The following is a 14,588-nucleotide window of genomic DNA, read 5'->3' as shown; positions in this document are numbered from 1 at the left end:
GCTCAGGAGCCTCCAAGCCAGAATGTATCCGGCATGTAGACACCGAAATAGGAGGTCGGGTCGTAGCCGTAGAGCGCCTTGTCAGGCAGATTGCGCAGCCGCGAGGACGCCAGAATCGGCTGATGCGTTGCGTTCACCGTGCCGATCGAGAACACCTGATCGGTGTAGATCGACAGCATTGAATTCCAGATTTCGGCGCGCTCCGTGGCTCCGGTCGATCCGTTCCAGCGCTTGAGCAAAGCCATCAACTCGACCACTTCAGGAAGATCGGGCGCCTCGCCCATCTTGCCATGGGACAGATAGTGAGCACCCCAGAGCGGCCACTGCAGCTGGTCGTCGATGGTGGGGGCCAGCTGGTACGGGTTCATGTCGGCGGTCGGCACGCCGTTATCGATGCCCGACCACATCGACATCATGATCTGGCCGCCAAGCGCGCGGCTGCGGAAGATGTCGCGCTGCGAAGTCCGGATGAACAAAGCGATGCCGATCTTGCGCCAGTGATCGGTGATGAGTTCGAGCGCGTCGGTTTCCAGCGTGCTTTCGCCGGCCGTTTCCACGATGATCTGCGCCGGGCGTCCATCGGGAAGTATCCGCACGCCGTCATCGCCACGTGCCTGCAGCCCGACCTCGTCCAGCAGGGCATTGGCCTGGTCGGGATTATGGGCGATCCAGGCTTTCGCGAATTCCGGCCGGTAGAGCGGGCTCTCCGGCAGGACCGTATCGGCACTTTCCTGCGCCAATCCGTAGAACACGGCCAAATTGATCTCGCGCCTGTCCACAGCGAGCGAAAGTGCGCGGCGCACGCGCACGTCACGCAAAAGGCCACGCCACACCTGGTCGGCACAATTCAGATTGGGCAGCAGCGCCAGCCGCGAACCCTGTGTGCGTTTCCACAGATGCATCTTCACCGGGTAGCGCTTCTCCGCGTCCTTCAGGAAGGAGTAATCGGTGAAGTCAATTCCCATCGATTGCAGGTCGCTCTCCCCCGCACCGGTCTTGGCGGAAATGATCGCCGACGAGCTGACATTCATGACAATCCGGTCGACATAGGGCAGTTGCCGGCCATTCTCGTCTGTTCGATGAAAGAACGGGTTGCGCTCGAAGATGAACTGCTCGGCCGGCGGCTTGGTCCGGTTCTGCCAGGGATCGAGCGTCGGCAGTTCCGGGTTCTCCGGGCGATACTGCCGCGACATGCGTATATGCAGGAGCGTCCATTTCTTGGCCCGGTTCTCCTTCATCAGGCCGGCGAGCCGGAATGGATCCTGATATTTCTTGTGGAACTGCTTGAGATAGGCGGCCGGTAGAACGAGCGATATCGGCGCGGCAGCAGCGAGCTTGGGCAGGAAGTCGGGATTGGGCGCATCCCAACTGTAGCGCACCGTCAGCGGATCGACGATCTCGAAGCGTGGCGGCTTGCCGTCCGCCAGCAGGGTCGGGGCGAGCCCGCCTTGCGAAAGCTCATCGTTCAGCCAGACATCTTCCCAGCAATAGCGAAAATCCTCCGGCGTCAGCAGGCTGCCGTCGGACCATTTGTGTCCTTCCCGTATCTTGAAGGTGAAGACGCGATCATCCGCTACGTCGAAACTTTCGAGAATGTCGGCTTGCAGGTTGAGCTTTTCGTCATAGCCGACCAGGCGAGAATACCCGTAGATCGTCATCATCCGGATATCTTTCTGGCTGCCGATGATCGTCCGCAGCGTGCCGCCATACTGGCCGGGCTGCCGGCCCATCGCAGCGAGATTCAGCGCTCGCGGGCTCTTGGGCAGGCGCTCAGCGAGTGCCGGCAGCGCCCTGGCCGTCAGCTGCTGCCGAAGAAATTCCGGCTCCAGATCGCCGGCGCGCGACGTGCCCGGCAGAAATGCCGAAGCCATGAGACCAAGGACGGTGCGCCGGCTGATCAATGGCGTAGCTCGCTGACATCGGCCGAATGTCGGGCCAGCACGAGGTGGCCACCGCCAAGATCGAGTGGTGACAGCTTATCCTCGTCGCCCTCGTCGCGGAATTGCGGTCCCCATGCGCTGGTGTCGGAAGCGCCGCTGAGCTTTAGCGTCTTGAAATCCATCGGCCTGTCGAGATCGGGGAAAGGTACCGCGGCGACCAGCGAGCGCGTGTAGGGGTGGATCGGTTTCCTGAGCAGAATTTCGCGCGGCGCCAGCTCGACGATACGCCCGCCGCACATCACCGCGATGCGGTCTGCCATGTAGTCCACCACCGCCAGATTGTGGGATATGAACAGATAGGTCAGGCCCAGTTCCTTCTGCAGGTCCTTCAGAAGATTCAGGATCTGCGCCTGGACAGAGACATCGAGCGCCGAAACCGGCTCGTCGCAGATCAGGAGTTCGGGCCCCAACGCCAACGCACGCGCGATGCCGATACGCTGACGTTGCCCGCCGGAGAAACTGTGCGGATAGCGCTTTATGAAGCGCGGATCGAGCCCGATTGCCTGCATCAGGCTCTTGACCGTGGCGAGTCGGGACGCGGCATTGCCACGTTGATGGATCTCCAGCGGCTCGCTCAAGATGTTCTCCACCGTCATGCGAGGTGAAAGCGACGAAACCGGGTCCTGGAAGACCATCTGGATTTTCGCGCGCAGCATGCGCAGGGCGTCTTTCTCGGCTTCCAGGACGTCGGTCGGTCCATCGCGGCCGTTGAAGATCACGGAACCGCCGCTGGGGGTGATGGCCCGCATGAGGATCTTGCTGACGGTGGTTTTGCCACAGCCGCTTTCGCCGACCAGACCCAGACACTCACCCCGCCTGATGTCGAAGCTCACGCCGTCCACGGCGCGAACAGAGGTTTGATGACCCCCGCCGAACCATCCGGACTTGCGGATGGTGAAGGTCTTTGTCAGATCCCTCACCGACAGCAGGATGTCGTCCGGCCCCTTCGATGCCGGCGCAGTCTGCTTGCCGAGCAGGTTCTCGACATTCACCGGCACCTCGCGGAGCGCCTTTAGCCTTTCACCAGGCTTCAGGTCGAAATGCGGAACGGCTGCCATCAGGCCCTTCAGGTAAGGGTGGCCCGGCCGGCGGAATATCGCCTCGACAGGCCCCATTTCCATGATCTCGCCATGGTACATGACGACCACCTCGTCGGCGACATTGGCGACCACGCCGAGGTCGTGTGTGATCAGCAGCATCGCCATGTTCAGCTTGGTCTGAAGCCCGCGCAGCAATTGCAGGATTTGCGCCTGGATGGTGACGTCCAACGCCGTCGTCGGCTCGTCGGCGATCAACAAAGCAGGCCGGCAGATAAGCGCCATGGCGATCATGGCGCGTTGCCGCAATCCTCCCGAAAGTTCAAAGGGATACATGTCATAGGCGCGCTTGGGATTGGGAAAGCCGACGAGGCCGAGCATTTCCTCGGTCCGCGCCTTGCGCTCCGCCCGAGCCATGGGCGTATGAATCTGCAGGGATTCGCTGACCTGGTTGCCGATCGTGTGCAGCGGCGACAGCGATGTCATCGGCTCCTGAAAGATCTTGCCGATGCGGCTGCCTCTCAACGCCCGGATTTCGGGTCCGTCACGCGGCATCTGCAGGATATCCTGCGTCGTGCCGGGCTTTTCAGGATCGGAAAACAGGATACGGCCGCGAACATGGGCTGTGTTCGGCAAAATGCCCATCACTGCCTGGCTGAGAACCGATTTTCCGGAACCGGACTCGCCCACAAGCGCGGTAACCTTGCCGGGCAGGACGCGAAGATTTGCACGCCTGACGGCATGCAACGGTCCCCCGATAATGGCAAAAGAGATGCCAAGATCCTCGATCCGCAGCAGATCAACACCCGAATTCATTCTCACACCAGCCCCACTCTGGCGGCCTGCCGGGCGGCAGGCCCAGAAGCAAGACTAGCGCATTGCCAGCCCAGAGCAACTTGGATTCGAAACGAGTTCCCCGGCGAAACCGGCGACCGGACTGCGTACCAGAGGCGTTCGGATCAGATCGTGGCGGTTACTGGAGCTTCCTCGGGTCGCCCGCCGACAGCCGCGAAGCATCGCGATGAAGCAGCATGAGCTGCTCGGCGTCCGATCTTCGGTCGTAAATCGGCTGCAGCGCACCGTCTTCCTCGAGTGCGAGAGCACCCGACAGATCGGGTGAAAGCACCGTCAGCTTCTGCTTGATGCCCGCCAGTTCCTCCTCGCCGAGCGTCAGCCAGCTGTTGGCGCCGCAATAGCCGGCGAAGTCTTTGCTGGCGAGAACGCTGTGCGGATATTTCTTGGTCAGGGTCTGGAGGCGCTGGACCTCGTTTACAGCCGAGCCGAAGACAGAGAATGTGAGCCGGTCGGTAAGCCCGACATTGCCGAACATCACATTGCCGACATGCAGGCCGATGCCAAATTTTATGTCGCCCAATCCCTGCTTCTTTCTGCGCTGATTGAGATCCATCATGCGCGCGCTGGCCTTGTGCGCTGCCGCAAGAGCAGCCTGGCAGGCGATCTCGGACTGCGAGCGGTGCCTTTCGCAAGGGTAGACGGCAATGAAGCCATCCCCTATGAAACTCATGATCTGCCCGCCTTTGCGGTTGAACGGTGCAGCAACGGCGTCGAAAAACTGGTTCAGCGTATCGATATAGACTTCGCGGCCGGAGGTTTCGGCAAGTCTTGACGACCCGCGCATATCGCCCATGACCAGTGCGGCCCGGATTGTATCACCCTCGCCGCGCTTGATCTGGCCGTCGAGCACGCGCTTTCCGGCGTCGCCGCCGAGATAAGTGGTCATCATGTTGTCGGCGAGCTTGGTGAGTACCGCCATCTTGGTTGCGATAGCGAGATGGTTCTGGATGCGCAGCAGCGCCGAAATCATGCTGTCGCTGAAGCCTGCAGCACTGTCGGTGGACCAGGACCCCAACATGCCCTGACTGGTGTTGCCGTTGAAGGGATGGACGAAAGCCATGTAATCGGTGACGCCCATAAGCTTGAGTTCATCGAAAACAGGAAACTCCGACGGCACCGACGTGTTGAACCGGCGCCGCAGATGGTCGAGCTTGTTGCTGAGCAGATGGTAGTATGGGCTGGTCAGGAATCTGTCGGACTGCACGCCGCCCTCCTTGCGGAAGCCTTCCATTTCCATGCCCTGGCCGCGAAGCCAGGTGAAGCCAAGCGCGTCATAAAGCGGATGAAGCATCGAAAAGCTCAAATGCACCCGCTTCAGTGGCAGGCCGGCAGCAGCCAGCCGTTCACAAAAGCCTTTTACCAATGTTTCCAGGTCGTTGCCGGCCAGCGCCGATTGGGTCAGCCAATCGGCAACCTTATCCATAAGAATGGTGGAAATTTCTGCTTGCGCTGTGCTCATACTATCTCGAAACCCGTCGAAGACGAGCCATCTCCTTTGATCCGCCACACCCTCGAAGCCAATGAAGTCGGCTTCGGCGGCAAAAGCCGGCGAAGAATTTCCCGAATGACTGTCCTTGCAGGCAAGGAGCAGGCGTAACTGCATCTATCTCCTGGGGCACATATGTGGCGAGCGTGCCGGCGGAGTGCAATCCCGATCCTGACATCGGGCAAGAAATTCGCTGGCTCAGACGCCGTCAGGCCTTCACCACCGTCTCTCGGGCTAGCCCGAGGCGGCCAAAAACATTGCGTGTGTCGACGATCAGAAGGGCGTGATCAGCGATCGCCTGATAGTCGATCGCGTCGTGGTCGGTTGCAACGACGACAGCATCGAAATCCTTCAAGGCCGCCTCGGTCAATTCGACCGAGCGACGCCCCTTGATCGCCATATGCTCCCGTGTGGTCGGGATCTCGGTAACATGCGGGTCGTGGAATTCCGCCTTGCCGCCCCATTCCTCGATGAGTTCAATGAGCCGCAGTGAGGGGCTTTCGCGGATGTCGGGCACATTCTTCTTATAGGCTAGCCCTATGATGAGAATGCGCGAGCGGCTGAGCGCTTTGCCGCAGCGCCGGTCCAGCGCCTTGGCCAGTTCATCGACCACATGACGCGGCATGGCCGTGTTGATCTCTGCCGCCAGCTCGATGAAGCGGGTCGGCAGTTCGTATTCGCGCGCCTTCCACGTCAGGTAGAAGGGATCGATCGGAACGCAGTGCCCGCCGAGTCCGGGGCCAGGATAGAAAGGCATGTAGCCGAAGGGCTTGGTCTTTGCCGCCTCGATCACCTCCCAGATGTCGATGCCCATCGCACCGAGCACGACCTTCAACTCGTTGACGAGGGCTATATTGACCGAGCGGAAGATGTTTTCCGTCAGCTTGACCGCCTCGGCGGTCGCCGTGGTGGAAACCGGAACGACGGTCTCGACCACGCCCTGGTAGAAAACCTGCACGAGCGTCGCCGCTTCAATGCCGTCGCCTGCCACGACCTTGGGGATCGTCGCGACTTCAAAGCTGCGGTTGCCGGGATCCTCGCGTTCGGGCGAGAAGCCGAGGAAGAAGTCTCTCCTCGACTGCAAGCCGGTTTCTTCCAGTATGGGCTTGATCACGTCGTCGGTGGTGCCGGGATAGGTAGTCGATTCCAGCACGATCAGCTGGCCAAGACGCAGATGCTTCGCGATGGTGCCTGCCGTGTTCCTGACGAAGGAGAGGTCCGGCTCACGGTGTTTCGTCAGCGGTGTCGGAACGCAGATGATAATGACATCGCAGACGGTCAGCTCGGCAAAATCCGCAGTGGCGCGGAACCGTCCGCTCGCCACCTGGCCGGCAAGGGCCGTCGACGTCACCGCCTCAATGTAGGATTGGCCGGTGTTCAGGCTCTCGACCTTCTGGGCTTCGATGTCGAAGCCGGAAACCGGGAAGCCGGCGCGTGCGATCGCAACTGCCAGCGGCAACCCGACATAGCCCAGTCCGATCACGCCGACCTGCGCGGCGCGCGTCGAAATCCGGTTCAGAAGACGGTCATATGTCGATCGTGAGGCGTCCAACAATCTGCTTTCCCGTCAATTCGGACAGGCTGTCCGCTTCCATGGCGAGGCTCACCTCGTCCCAAGAACCATGGCCGAGGCATATTGCGGAGAATCGATTTCCGCAAGCCGTCATCAGACCGGCACCTTCGCCTTCAGGCTTGCGGCAGCCATCGCATAGCCGCCGGCGGCGCCATCGATGAAATGAACGTGATCGCGCTGCAGCGGCGAGGCGACGAGGCATGTCATCAAGGCCGATTTCTGGCGGTGCAGGCCATAGTTGCAGATGCCCGCCTCCTCCGCCTGTCTCAGCCGGTTCTCGATCCGTTGCAACACATCCGCGTCAACGTCGATGGTCATCTTCAAGCCGTCGTCGAACTTCCGGAAATCCGAATTGCTGGCCACGTCGCGTTTGTAGATCTTCGGATCGAAACGGCCGATCGTCCAGCCATATCTATCGGTAACAGCCGTAAGCGTCATCAGGAAGACTATCCACAGCTTCGATAGCCACCGCCATCCTGCCGGCGCCATGGCCCGCGCCTCGACATCGAGGCCGGCGGGCAGAAAACTGTAGTCCGGCCCGTTCACCGGCACCGGGTGGCCATCGCGTTCCTGCCTGCCGGCAAGGGCGATGATGTCGGAAGCCAGAAACTGAAAACCGCGCAAGTCGCGCGACGCCCCTGGTATTGCTATGATCGAGACGATTTCGCCATGCCGGGCTTCGATCGGGTTCCAGCGGCAGGAGAGGCCGGTCAGATCCGGCCGCGTGCCGGCCGGCGCAGGATCTATGCGGTAGCGCCCCGCCTTCATCTCGGCTTCCGCCCAACTGCCGCCACCGCCGGCGAACATGGCATAGAAGACTGCTTCGGAGGCCTGGAACCTCGCCACGCGAACGTCGAGGCCTCGCGCTCTTATATCCTTTATCGGCACGATTGCGGCACGCAAGGTCAGGTCCAGTTCGTCCGCCACCCATCTCTGGACAGCCGCCAGCGCGTTGTGGGTGATCTCCAGCGCCGAGCCGGGAAACGCCACGAGCGCGCCGTCGCCGCCGAAGACAAAGGGAAGATCTTGCCGACCCAGCGCATTGAGCAGCGCCGAAATGACGCTGGCGCCGGCCATATTGACGGTTTTATAGCGCCCAGCCTCGATCGCCTTGGTCGAGCCGACGATGTCGGCGGTGGCCAGCGCCCAGCCATCGGGGAGAGGCCGATAGTTATCGATATCGGCAACGCTTTCGAACTTTGCGAAGACCGGCAAGGAAGCGACAAACGGGTCGGACGCGGCAGCTGTTTCCATGAGCATCAGATAGCACATTCCACGGCTTGAAGGTGAAGTCGATCATGCTTGGAAATTGACTTGCGCAGGCTTTCCGATGATAGGGTCCGACGATGCGAATTGCCTTCTACGCGCCGCTGAAGTCACCCAATCATCCCGTTGTCTCCGGCGACCGCCAGATGGCACGGATGCTGGTCAAAGCGCTGGAGCATGGCGGCCATAGCGTCGAACTGGCATCCGAATTGCGCTTCTATCTACGCCAACCGGAGCCGAAAAGTTTCGATGCGCTCAAGATCGAGGCCCAAGAGGAAGCCGCGCGGCTGACAAAGCTTTGGGATCGTGACGGCAAGCCCGATCTCTGGTTCTCCTATCATCCCTATTACAAGGCGCCCGACCTGATCGGACCCGAGCTGGCGTCGGCCTTTGCTGTCCCCTATGTGACAGCGGAAGCCTCCTATTCTAGGCGGCGCAACGCCGGCTTGTGGGCCGACACGCAAGCGTTGGTGGTGCGAGCCATCGAACAGGCAGCGCTGAACATCTGCTTCACGCAAAGGGATCGCCAGGGACTGACGGACGCTGCTCCTGACGCAGCTTTCGGTATGCTTTCGCCCTTCATCGACACATCGGTATTCAGGGAAATGCCGGCACGGGGTTGTCCGACGCGCCTCGTTACCGTCGCCATGATGCGCCCGGGCGACAAAGTCGAAAGCTATCGCATGCTGGCGCAGGCGCTCGGTTCGATCGGCCACCTGCCCTGGACCATGTCGGTCGTCGGCGACGGGCCTGCCCGTGACGAGGTCAAAGCACAATTCGCCGGCCTGCCCGCCGACCGTATCGAATGGCTCGGCGCGATTGAGCCAGCCGCCGTGCCGGACGTCCTCTACACCGGCGGAATTTACGTCTGGCCGGGTTACGGCGAGGCCTATGGCGTTGCCTATCTTGAAGCACAGGCCGCCGGCCTTCCGGTGGTGGCTCAGGACATCGCCGGCGTGCCGGAGGTCGTGCGCGATGGCCAGACCGGGTTTCTCACCCAGCCGGGCGATGTGGCGGCGTTTGCTTCCGCCATTGAAAGGCTTCTGGCCCGTAACGACGAAAGAACCATCATGGCCGTGGAAGCCAGACGTTTCGTCCTCGACGAACGTTCCCTCGGTGGCGCAGCGGCGCGTCTGGCCGAACTTTTTGCGAAGATTCCGGTCTCATGACATCCGATCCGATCTGGCAGCCCTTGGTGGAAGAACTGGCGCGCTGGCAACGGGCGGACCGCAAGGCAGAGTTCTGGCTGCGTGACGATGACGCCGTGGATCCAACGCCTGCGCTTGATCGGCTGCTCGACCTCACCGGTGAATTCGCGGTTCCGGTCACTCTGGCCGTCATTCCGGCCTTGACCGATGAGAAGCTTGTCGCCCGGCTTGACGAGGCGCCGCATGCCACGGTCGCCATCCATGGCTGGGCGCACCGAAATCATGCGCCCCAGGACCTGAAAAAGCAGGAGCTCGGCGCGCATCGGCCACGCGAGGCGGTGCTGGATGAGCTGGCTCGCGGGCTGACGCACTTAACCAGCCTGCACGGCGCACGTGCCGTTCCGATGCTGGTGCCACCCTGGAACAGGATCGACGCCGGCTTGGTATCCGACCTTGGATCGATAGGATTTGCTGCATTGTCGGTCTATGGGTCGCCGAAGCCGGCTTCACTGGCGGTCATCAACAGCAATGTCGACATCATGGATTGGCATGGCACGCGCGGCTGCCGCGATCATGGCCTATTGGTTCAGGCTATCATCGCGCAATTGCAGCATGCATTCGACGGCGGCGAACCGGTCGGCCTGCTCACCCACCACCTCGTACACGATGAATCGGCCTGGCTTTTCCTCGAACGGCTGTTCACAGTCACCGCACGGACTGAAGCCTGCGCATGGCTTCCGATCAGGACATTGATCGGGCGCAGCGCCGGTAGAGGAAAATAGCTCAGCGCCTTTTGTGCAATGAGACTGGAAATTTGAGCGTCTGGCCATCCCGCGCGGCAAAAGCGCCGGCAAACCTGTCTTTGGCCAGTTTCTCGATCTCGTCCAGTTCCTCGTCGGTGCGCGTCGGATCGTGGTGAAACAGCGCAAGCCCCCGCGCACCGGCCGCCTCACAGAGCCTGACGCCCTGTTGCCATGTCGAGTGCCCGTTACCGCGGCGGCGTTCCATTTCCTCCTCGGTGTAGGTGCAATCGTAAATGACGAGGTCGGCATCTTCGATCAGGCCGAGCACCGCCTGATCGAGTTTGTCCGGCTCGTGCTCAGTGTCGGTGATCACCGCCACGACGCGGCCGCCCCATTCGACCCGGTAGCCTATGCAGCCGCCCGGATGGTTAAGACTGCCGGTTCGGACCACCACCCCTTGGCGCGGCCGAAGCACGTCTCCGGATACGAAATCGTGGCAGTCGAGGCTTGCCTTGCAGATCTCCAATTTCACCGGAAACCACGGCGGCCGCATGAACTTATCGACCATCTGCCGGGTCGTCATGCGTCCTGCAAGATGCCCGGACCAAAGCGTAACCTTGACGCTCCGGTCATAGATCGGCGCAAAAAACGGCAGCCCGATGATGTGATCGTAATGGCAATGGGTGAAAAACAGATCGAAATCCGTTACCCCCGACGCCCGAAGCGCCCCGCCGGCAGGCCGCAGGCCAGAGCCCGCGTCGAACAGAAGCGTGTGCTTGCCGCATCGCATCTCAACGCAGATTGTGTTGCCGCCATAGCGAGAGAATTCTGGCCCCGATACCGAAATGCTGCCGCGCACGCCCCAAAACCTGACCAGGAAAACGTCGTCGTCCATGCTACCCCTTCGCTGTCCCCGTCGCCCATCCTAGCCAAACAACTGCTGCTAGGCGAGACAGGTTTTCTCCGGGTGACCTTCTGAGGCCAGTGCCATCACGACAGCGAGGATTGAGCTCACCTCATTCGTCATTTGGCGCTTCGTGCGTCGATCAGATCGGCGGTCGTATGGCTTAGGCGATCGGCAAGAACCCGCAATATCTCGATGGTCATTTCCGGGTACTCCTTCATGAGCCTCAGGAAATGATCCTTGCTGATTCTCAAGGCTTCCAGCGGACTTGCCGCTCTGACGGTGGCAGTGCGAGAGCTGTTGCACAATATGGCGATCTCGCCAACAATCGAATTTGGCACCATTTCGGCAACTTTTATCGGTCCGCGGTCGGAATCGACCAGAATATCCGCCCTGCCTGAAAGGATGACATAGGCGGCGTCTCCCTCGTCGCCCTGCCGGAAAAGGATCTGGCCGGCGCTGTAGCTCACGCGATCGGATGTGAACGCAAGCAGCTTGAGCTTTGTCGACTCGATGCCAGAAAACAAGGGAATGCGTTGCAGCATTCCAACTTCATCCTTGAGCAGCATTGTCGCAAACCTTCCCAAAATTCGCGTTGCCAGACTAGAACAACGGACGCCCAGATGGAATCAATTCTGTTTCCGGGATGGCGAGGCGAACCACGCGGTGGCGATGTCGGGCGATCGGGCGATACCGCCTGACAAAATGGGCGTCCGCCAGCCGGAAACCCGAAGAGCCGGAGGAATTTGCGGCAAATCCTTCGGGTTTCGGCGCGGATGTAGTCCCGCTACGCCCTTCCCCGAATCCCTTGACCTTGTAGCAAATTCCCACCGGCAGAATGATCCCATCTGAATGTCCGTTGCTCTATGACAGCAGTTCCTTGAAGATACCGTTCCCTGCCACAAGTGTCTCGTGTGTTCCGTCTTCCACCAATTGACCCGAGTCGAAGACGATAACGCGATCGAACATCATCGCCATTGCCGGATTCGTCACGACCCACACAATTGCCGGCGAATGGCCGTCGCACCTGGCTTCCTCGAGCACGTTTCGCAGCACCTTATCCTGCATGCGCTGGTCGAGCGCCGACAGCGGCCGGTTGAGAATGAGAAAATCGGGACGCTTGAGCAGGGCCCGGGCAACATCGAGCTTCTGTCGCTGTCCACCGGTCAGCCGCCTGCCGCCGGAGCCGACGTTGAAGTCCAGGCCGACATCCAGAAGTTCGGCATAAAGCCCCAGTTCGTCAAGAATGTCATAGACGATGGAGCGTATGCGGTCCGGAGCGTCGGGATGGTTGTTGCCCACACGCCCGAACAGGACATTATCCATGACGGTGGCCGCGGCAATGTATTTGGCAGGATCATACCGTTCGACCGCATTTTGCAGTTCGGGCGGCAGGTTTTCATAGAACCGGTTGCGTGCAGCGACGATCTTGCTCATGAGCTCGTCGCTCAGCAGGCCGAAGCGGTGCCGAGGCTCGATGTAGGCAAAGCTCAAGGTGACGATCATGGCGCGATCGTTCTCCGAAACCGCCTCGTGAGGACGGTTCTTGAGCCGTTGCAGCAAGGTTTCGTAGGCGGGTATCTCCTCGGCGCTCATGAAGGCGAGCTGCTGGAAGAACTGGTGATCGGGCGGCAGGTCTGCAAACAACTCGATCGCCTGTTTGGCGATCTCCATGCCCATTTCGTAGAGCGTGAGGTCGAGGCCGGCTTGCCTCAGCACGGAAGCAAAATAGGGATTGGCCGCCAGGGCCCTGTCGGCCAGTTCGGGGCCGGCGGCAGCGCCGAAGAGCAGGTTTTGGCTGATCGTTGCTTCCTTGTTGTAGGCGCCCGGTTCGAAAGGAACGACCAGTCCGCTCAGCCCTTCCTGTTCCAGCCGGGTTCGCAGCGCCGCACGCAGTTCGACGATCCGCCTGGCAAGCTCCGTGTGACGCGTGAGGTCCGCCGAAGAGCGCAAGCCAAGATCCAGAATGTCGCGCGACAGAACAACCGCGTCGAGCACCCGGCGCACGGGTTCAAAGAGGTCGTACGGGCCGGTAGCGCCGGTGGAAGCATAGTCGATCCAGTCGCTGTGGATATCAAGATCCAGATTGCCCGACCGGCGCGCCTCCTCGATGTCCCAGCGGCGCTGGTCTGCTGCGACACCCTCATAAGGCACCGATGTCAGTGGCGCATGCTTCAACCCGTAGAGCAGGTTATCGCGGAGGCTTGCCTGGAACAGGAAAACATCCGACGAGGCATAGGACATGCGCCGGCCGGTCACTGCTTCGGGGAGTTCAAGCAGGTCGTCGGCGCCCGAAGCGACCCTTCCGCTGTTCGGCCAGACCAGCCGCGCGAAGGCTTCTGCAAGTGCGTCCGCTCCACCTGTTGCGGTCCCGACCAGCGCCACCGTCTCACCCGGCTTGACCTGGAGGGAGATGCGGTCGAGGAGCACTGCACCGCCATCGTCTGCTATGGAGAGACTGATCGCTGACAGCGGGTCGATCATCGGAGGGGGATCGTCGGTCGTCAATGCCTCGATTCTCGGCGCGATGATACCCTCGACTGTGAACTGTTCAACGACCTGCTGATATTTGACCTGGACATCCTGCCGATCCTGATCCCAGTCGATCAGTTCCTTCATCGGTCCGGGCAGGTCCTTGTAGGCGCCGATCACGGCCACGAGCTGGCCGACGTCCAGCCGCCCCTGGATGACCAGATACCCGCCGATCATGTAGAACAGAAAGGGCGTGAGCTGCGCGAGAAAATTGTTGAGGAACTTCACCATGAATTTCCATTGGTAAAGATCGAAGCGGATCTTGAAGATGAGCCCGAGCCGGGCAGCTATGTCGGCGCGCTCGTAGTTTGATGTATCGTGGACGTGAATCGCGCCGATGCCGTCGACGATTTCGCCAACCCGGCCCGAAAGCGCGCGCGCCGTCAACTGCCGTTGGCGCCCGAGCACGATCAGCCGCCGCCGCATTCGCGGGATGAGCACGATCTGGATCACCACGATCACGACCGCTATCATTCCCAGCCAGACGTTCTGGATCATGATGAACAGCATGGCCGTCAGCGCCTGGCCGCCGAGCAGTACCGGCTGCAGGAAGGCGTCGCCGATGAAGCCGCCCAGCGGCTCCACCTCGTCCTTCACCATGGTCGCCACTTCGGCGGATTTCACCCGCTTGAAGTAAACCGGCGGAAAACGCAGCACACGGTCGACCAGATCGAAGCGGATACGCCGTAGCATGCGTTCGCCGAGGCGGCCCTTGTAGGTGTTGATGTAGAGTTTGAACAGACCGTTGATGACGACCAGCAAGAGGAACACGAGGCTCAGGGCAAACAGCGTCGCCGTGCGGTCGAGCTGAAAACCGGAGAAGAACTGGACCTCTCCAATGAACGGCAGGTTATAGTGTAGCCTCATGAATGGATGGGTCGCGCCCGGTTGCTCGAAGCCCCTACCTTGGATCGGGCCGTTGACGATCAGCTTCGGCAGGTCGAAGGACATGAAATACGGGATCATCGAAAGCACGACGATCATCAATATCCAGAGCTGCTGCTTCTTGGTGTGCGTCCAGATATAGCGGGCTAGGCTGGGTTCCATATGCGACTGCGGACCCTTCAGTTGGAAGGATGCAGGATGGAAACGCACCTGCTGGCG

10 protein-coding genes are annotated in these 14,588 nt (G+C 60.8%); 2 read left to right on the top strand and 8 right to left on the bottom strand.

Features of this window, described 5'->3' with window-relative positions:
• Positions 1-2 precede the first annotated feature (2 nt).
• The 5 genes from FCU66_RS05390 to FCU66_RS05370 all read right to left on the bottom strand — a co-directional run bounded on the left by FCU66_RS05390 (position 3) and on the right by FCU66_RS05370 (position 8,145).
• Positions 3-1,901, bottom strand: a complete 1,899-nt coding sequence (locus FCU66_RS05390; protein WP_136617147.1) for an ABC transporter substrate-binding protein — start codon at positions 1,899-1,901, stop codon at positions 3-5.
• Positions 1,898-3,793 (bottom strand): ABC transporter ATP-binding protein, encoded by a 1,896-nt coding sequence (locus FCU66_RS05385; RefSeq protein ID WP_136617146.1) that lies wholly within the window; start codon positions 3,791-3,793, stop codon positions 1,898-1,900. Before FCU66_RS05385 ends, FCU66_RS05390 begins: the two co-directional genes overlap by 4 nt.
• Before the next feature lie 157 nt (positions 3,794-3,950).
• Complete coding sequence (locus FCU66_RS05380; RefSeq protein WP_136617145.1) at positions 3,951-5,291, bottom strand: adenylate/guanylate cyclase domain-containing protein; 1,341 nt, start codon at positions 5,289-5,291, stop codon at positions 3,951-3,953.
• A 235-nt stretch (positions 5,292-5,526) separates the two neighbouring features.
• A complete protein-coding gene (locus FCU66_RS05375; RefSeq protein ID WP_136617202.1) occupies positions 5,527-6,870 on the bottom strand; it encodes a nucleotide sugar dehydrogenase in 1,344 nt (447 codons plus the stop codon).
• A gap of 114 nt (positions 6,871-6,984) precedes the next feature.
• Positions 6,985-8,145, bottom strand: coding sequence for a DUF3095 domain-containing protein (locus tag FCU66_RS05370; RefSeq protein ID WP_136617201.1), 1,161 nt, complete (start codon positions 8,143-8,145; stop codon positions 6,985-6,987).
• Between the two features lie 92 nt (positions 8,146-8,237).
• Here FCU66_RS05370 and FCU66_RS05365 point away from each other — a divergent pair, with 92 nt between their 5' ends.
• Entirely contained in the window at positions 8,238-9,326 is a 1,089-nt protein-coding gene (locus tag FCU66_RS05365) for a glycosyltransferase family 4 protein (RefSeq protein WP_136617144.1), read from the top strand.
• Positions 9,323-10,087 (top strand): polysaccharide deacetylase family protein, encoded by a 765-nt coding sequence (locus tag FCU66_RS05360; RefSeq protein ID WP_136617143.1) that lies wholly within the window; start codon positions 9,323-9,325, stop codon positions 10,085-10,087. Before FCU66_RS05365 ends, FCU66_RS05360 begins: the two co-directional genes overlap by 4 nt.
• A gap of 1 nt (position 10,088) precedes the next feature.
• Here FCU66_RS05360 and FCU66_RS05355 read toward each other — a convergent pair whose 3' ends face one another.
• From FCU66_RS05355 to FCU66_RS05345, 3 genes are all read right to left on the bottom strand, one after another.
• Entirely contained in the window at positions 10,089-10,943 is an 855-nt protein-coding gene (locus tag FCU66_RS05355; RefSeq protein ID WP_136617142.1) for an MBL fold metallo-hydrolase, read from the bottom strand.
• Positions 10,944-11,071: 128 nt separating this feature from the next.
• Entirely contained in the window at positions 11,072-11,521 is a 450-nt protein-coding gene (locus FCU66_RS05350) for a cyclic nucleotide-binding domain-containing protein (protein WP_136617141.1), read from the bottom strand.
• A gap of 295 nt (positions 11,522-11,816) precedes the next feature.
• A complete protein-coding gene (locus FCU66_RS05345; RefSeq protein ID WP_136617140.1) occupies positions 11,817-14,531 on the bottom strand; it encodes an ABC transporter transmembrane domain-containing protein in 2,715 nt (904 codons plus the stop codon).
• Between the last annotated feature and the right edge of the window lie 57 nt (positions 14,532-14,588).

Origin of the sequence: Mesorhizobium norvegicum (assembly GCF_004919685.1) — a bacterium.
In the GTDB taxonomy this organism is placed as follows: domain Bacteria; phylum Pseudomonadota; class Alphaproteobacteria; order Rhizobiales; family Rhizobiaceae; genus Mesorhizobium; species Mesorhizobium norvegicum.
Note: the sequence above shows the minus strand (reverse complement) of the source record. Positions and strands in the feature narration are given on the sequence as shown.

Excerpts from the sequence above, each read along its gene's own strand:
- FCU66_RS05355 (WP_136617142.1), bottom strand. The coding sequence starts at position 10,943 with ATGGACGACGACGTTTTCCTGGTCAGGTTTTGGGGCGTGCGCGGCAGC.
- FCU66_RS05365 (WP_136617144.1), top strand. The coding sequence starts at position 8,238 with ATGCGAATTGCCTTCTACGCGCCGCTGAAGTCACCCAATCATCCCGTT.
- FCU66_RS05345 (WP_136617140.1), bottom strand. The coding sequence starts at position 14,531 with ATGGAACCCAGCCTAGCCCGCTATATCTGGACGCACACCAAGAAGCAG.
- FCU66_RS05380 (WP_136617145.1), bottom strand. The coding sequence starts at position 5,291 with ATGAGCACAGCGCAAGCAGAAATTTCCACCATTCTTATGGATAAGGTT.
- FCU66_RS05370 (WP_136617201.1), bottom strand. The coding sequence starts at position 8,145 with ATGGAAACAGCTGCCGCGTCCGACCCGTTTGTCGCTTCCTTGCCGGTC.
- FCU66_RS05385 (WP_136617146.1), bottom strand. The coding sequence starts at position 3,793 with ATGAATTCGGGTGTTGATCTGCTGCGGATCGAGGATCTTGGCATCTCT.
- FCU66_RS05360 (WP_136617143.1), top strand. The coding sequence starts at position 9,323 with ATGACATCCGATCCGATCTGGCAGCCCTTGGTGGAAGAACTGGCGCGC.
- FCU66_RS05350 (WP_136617141.1), bottom strand. The coding sequence starts at position 11,521 with ATGCTGCTCAAGGATGAAGTTGGAATGCTGCAACGCATTCCCTTGTTT.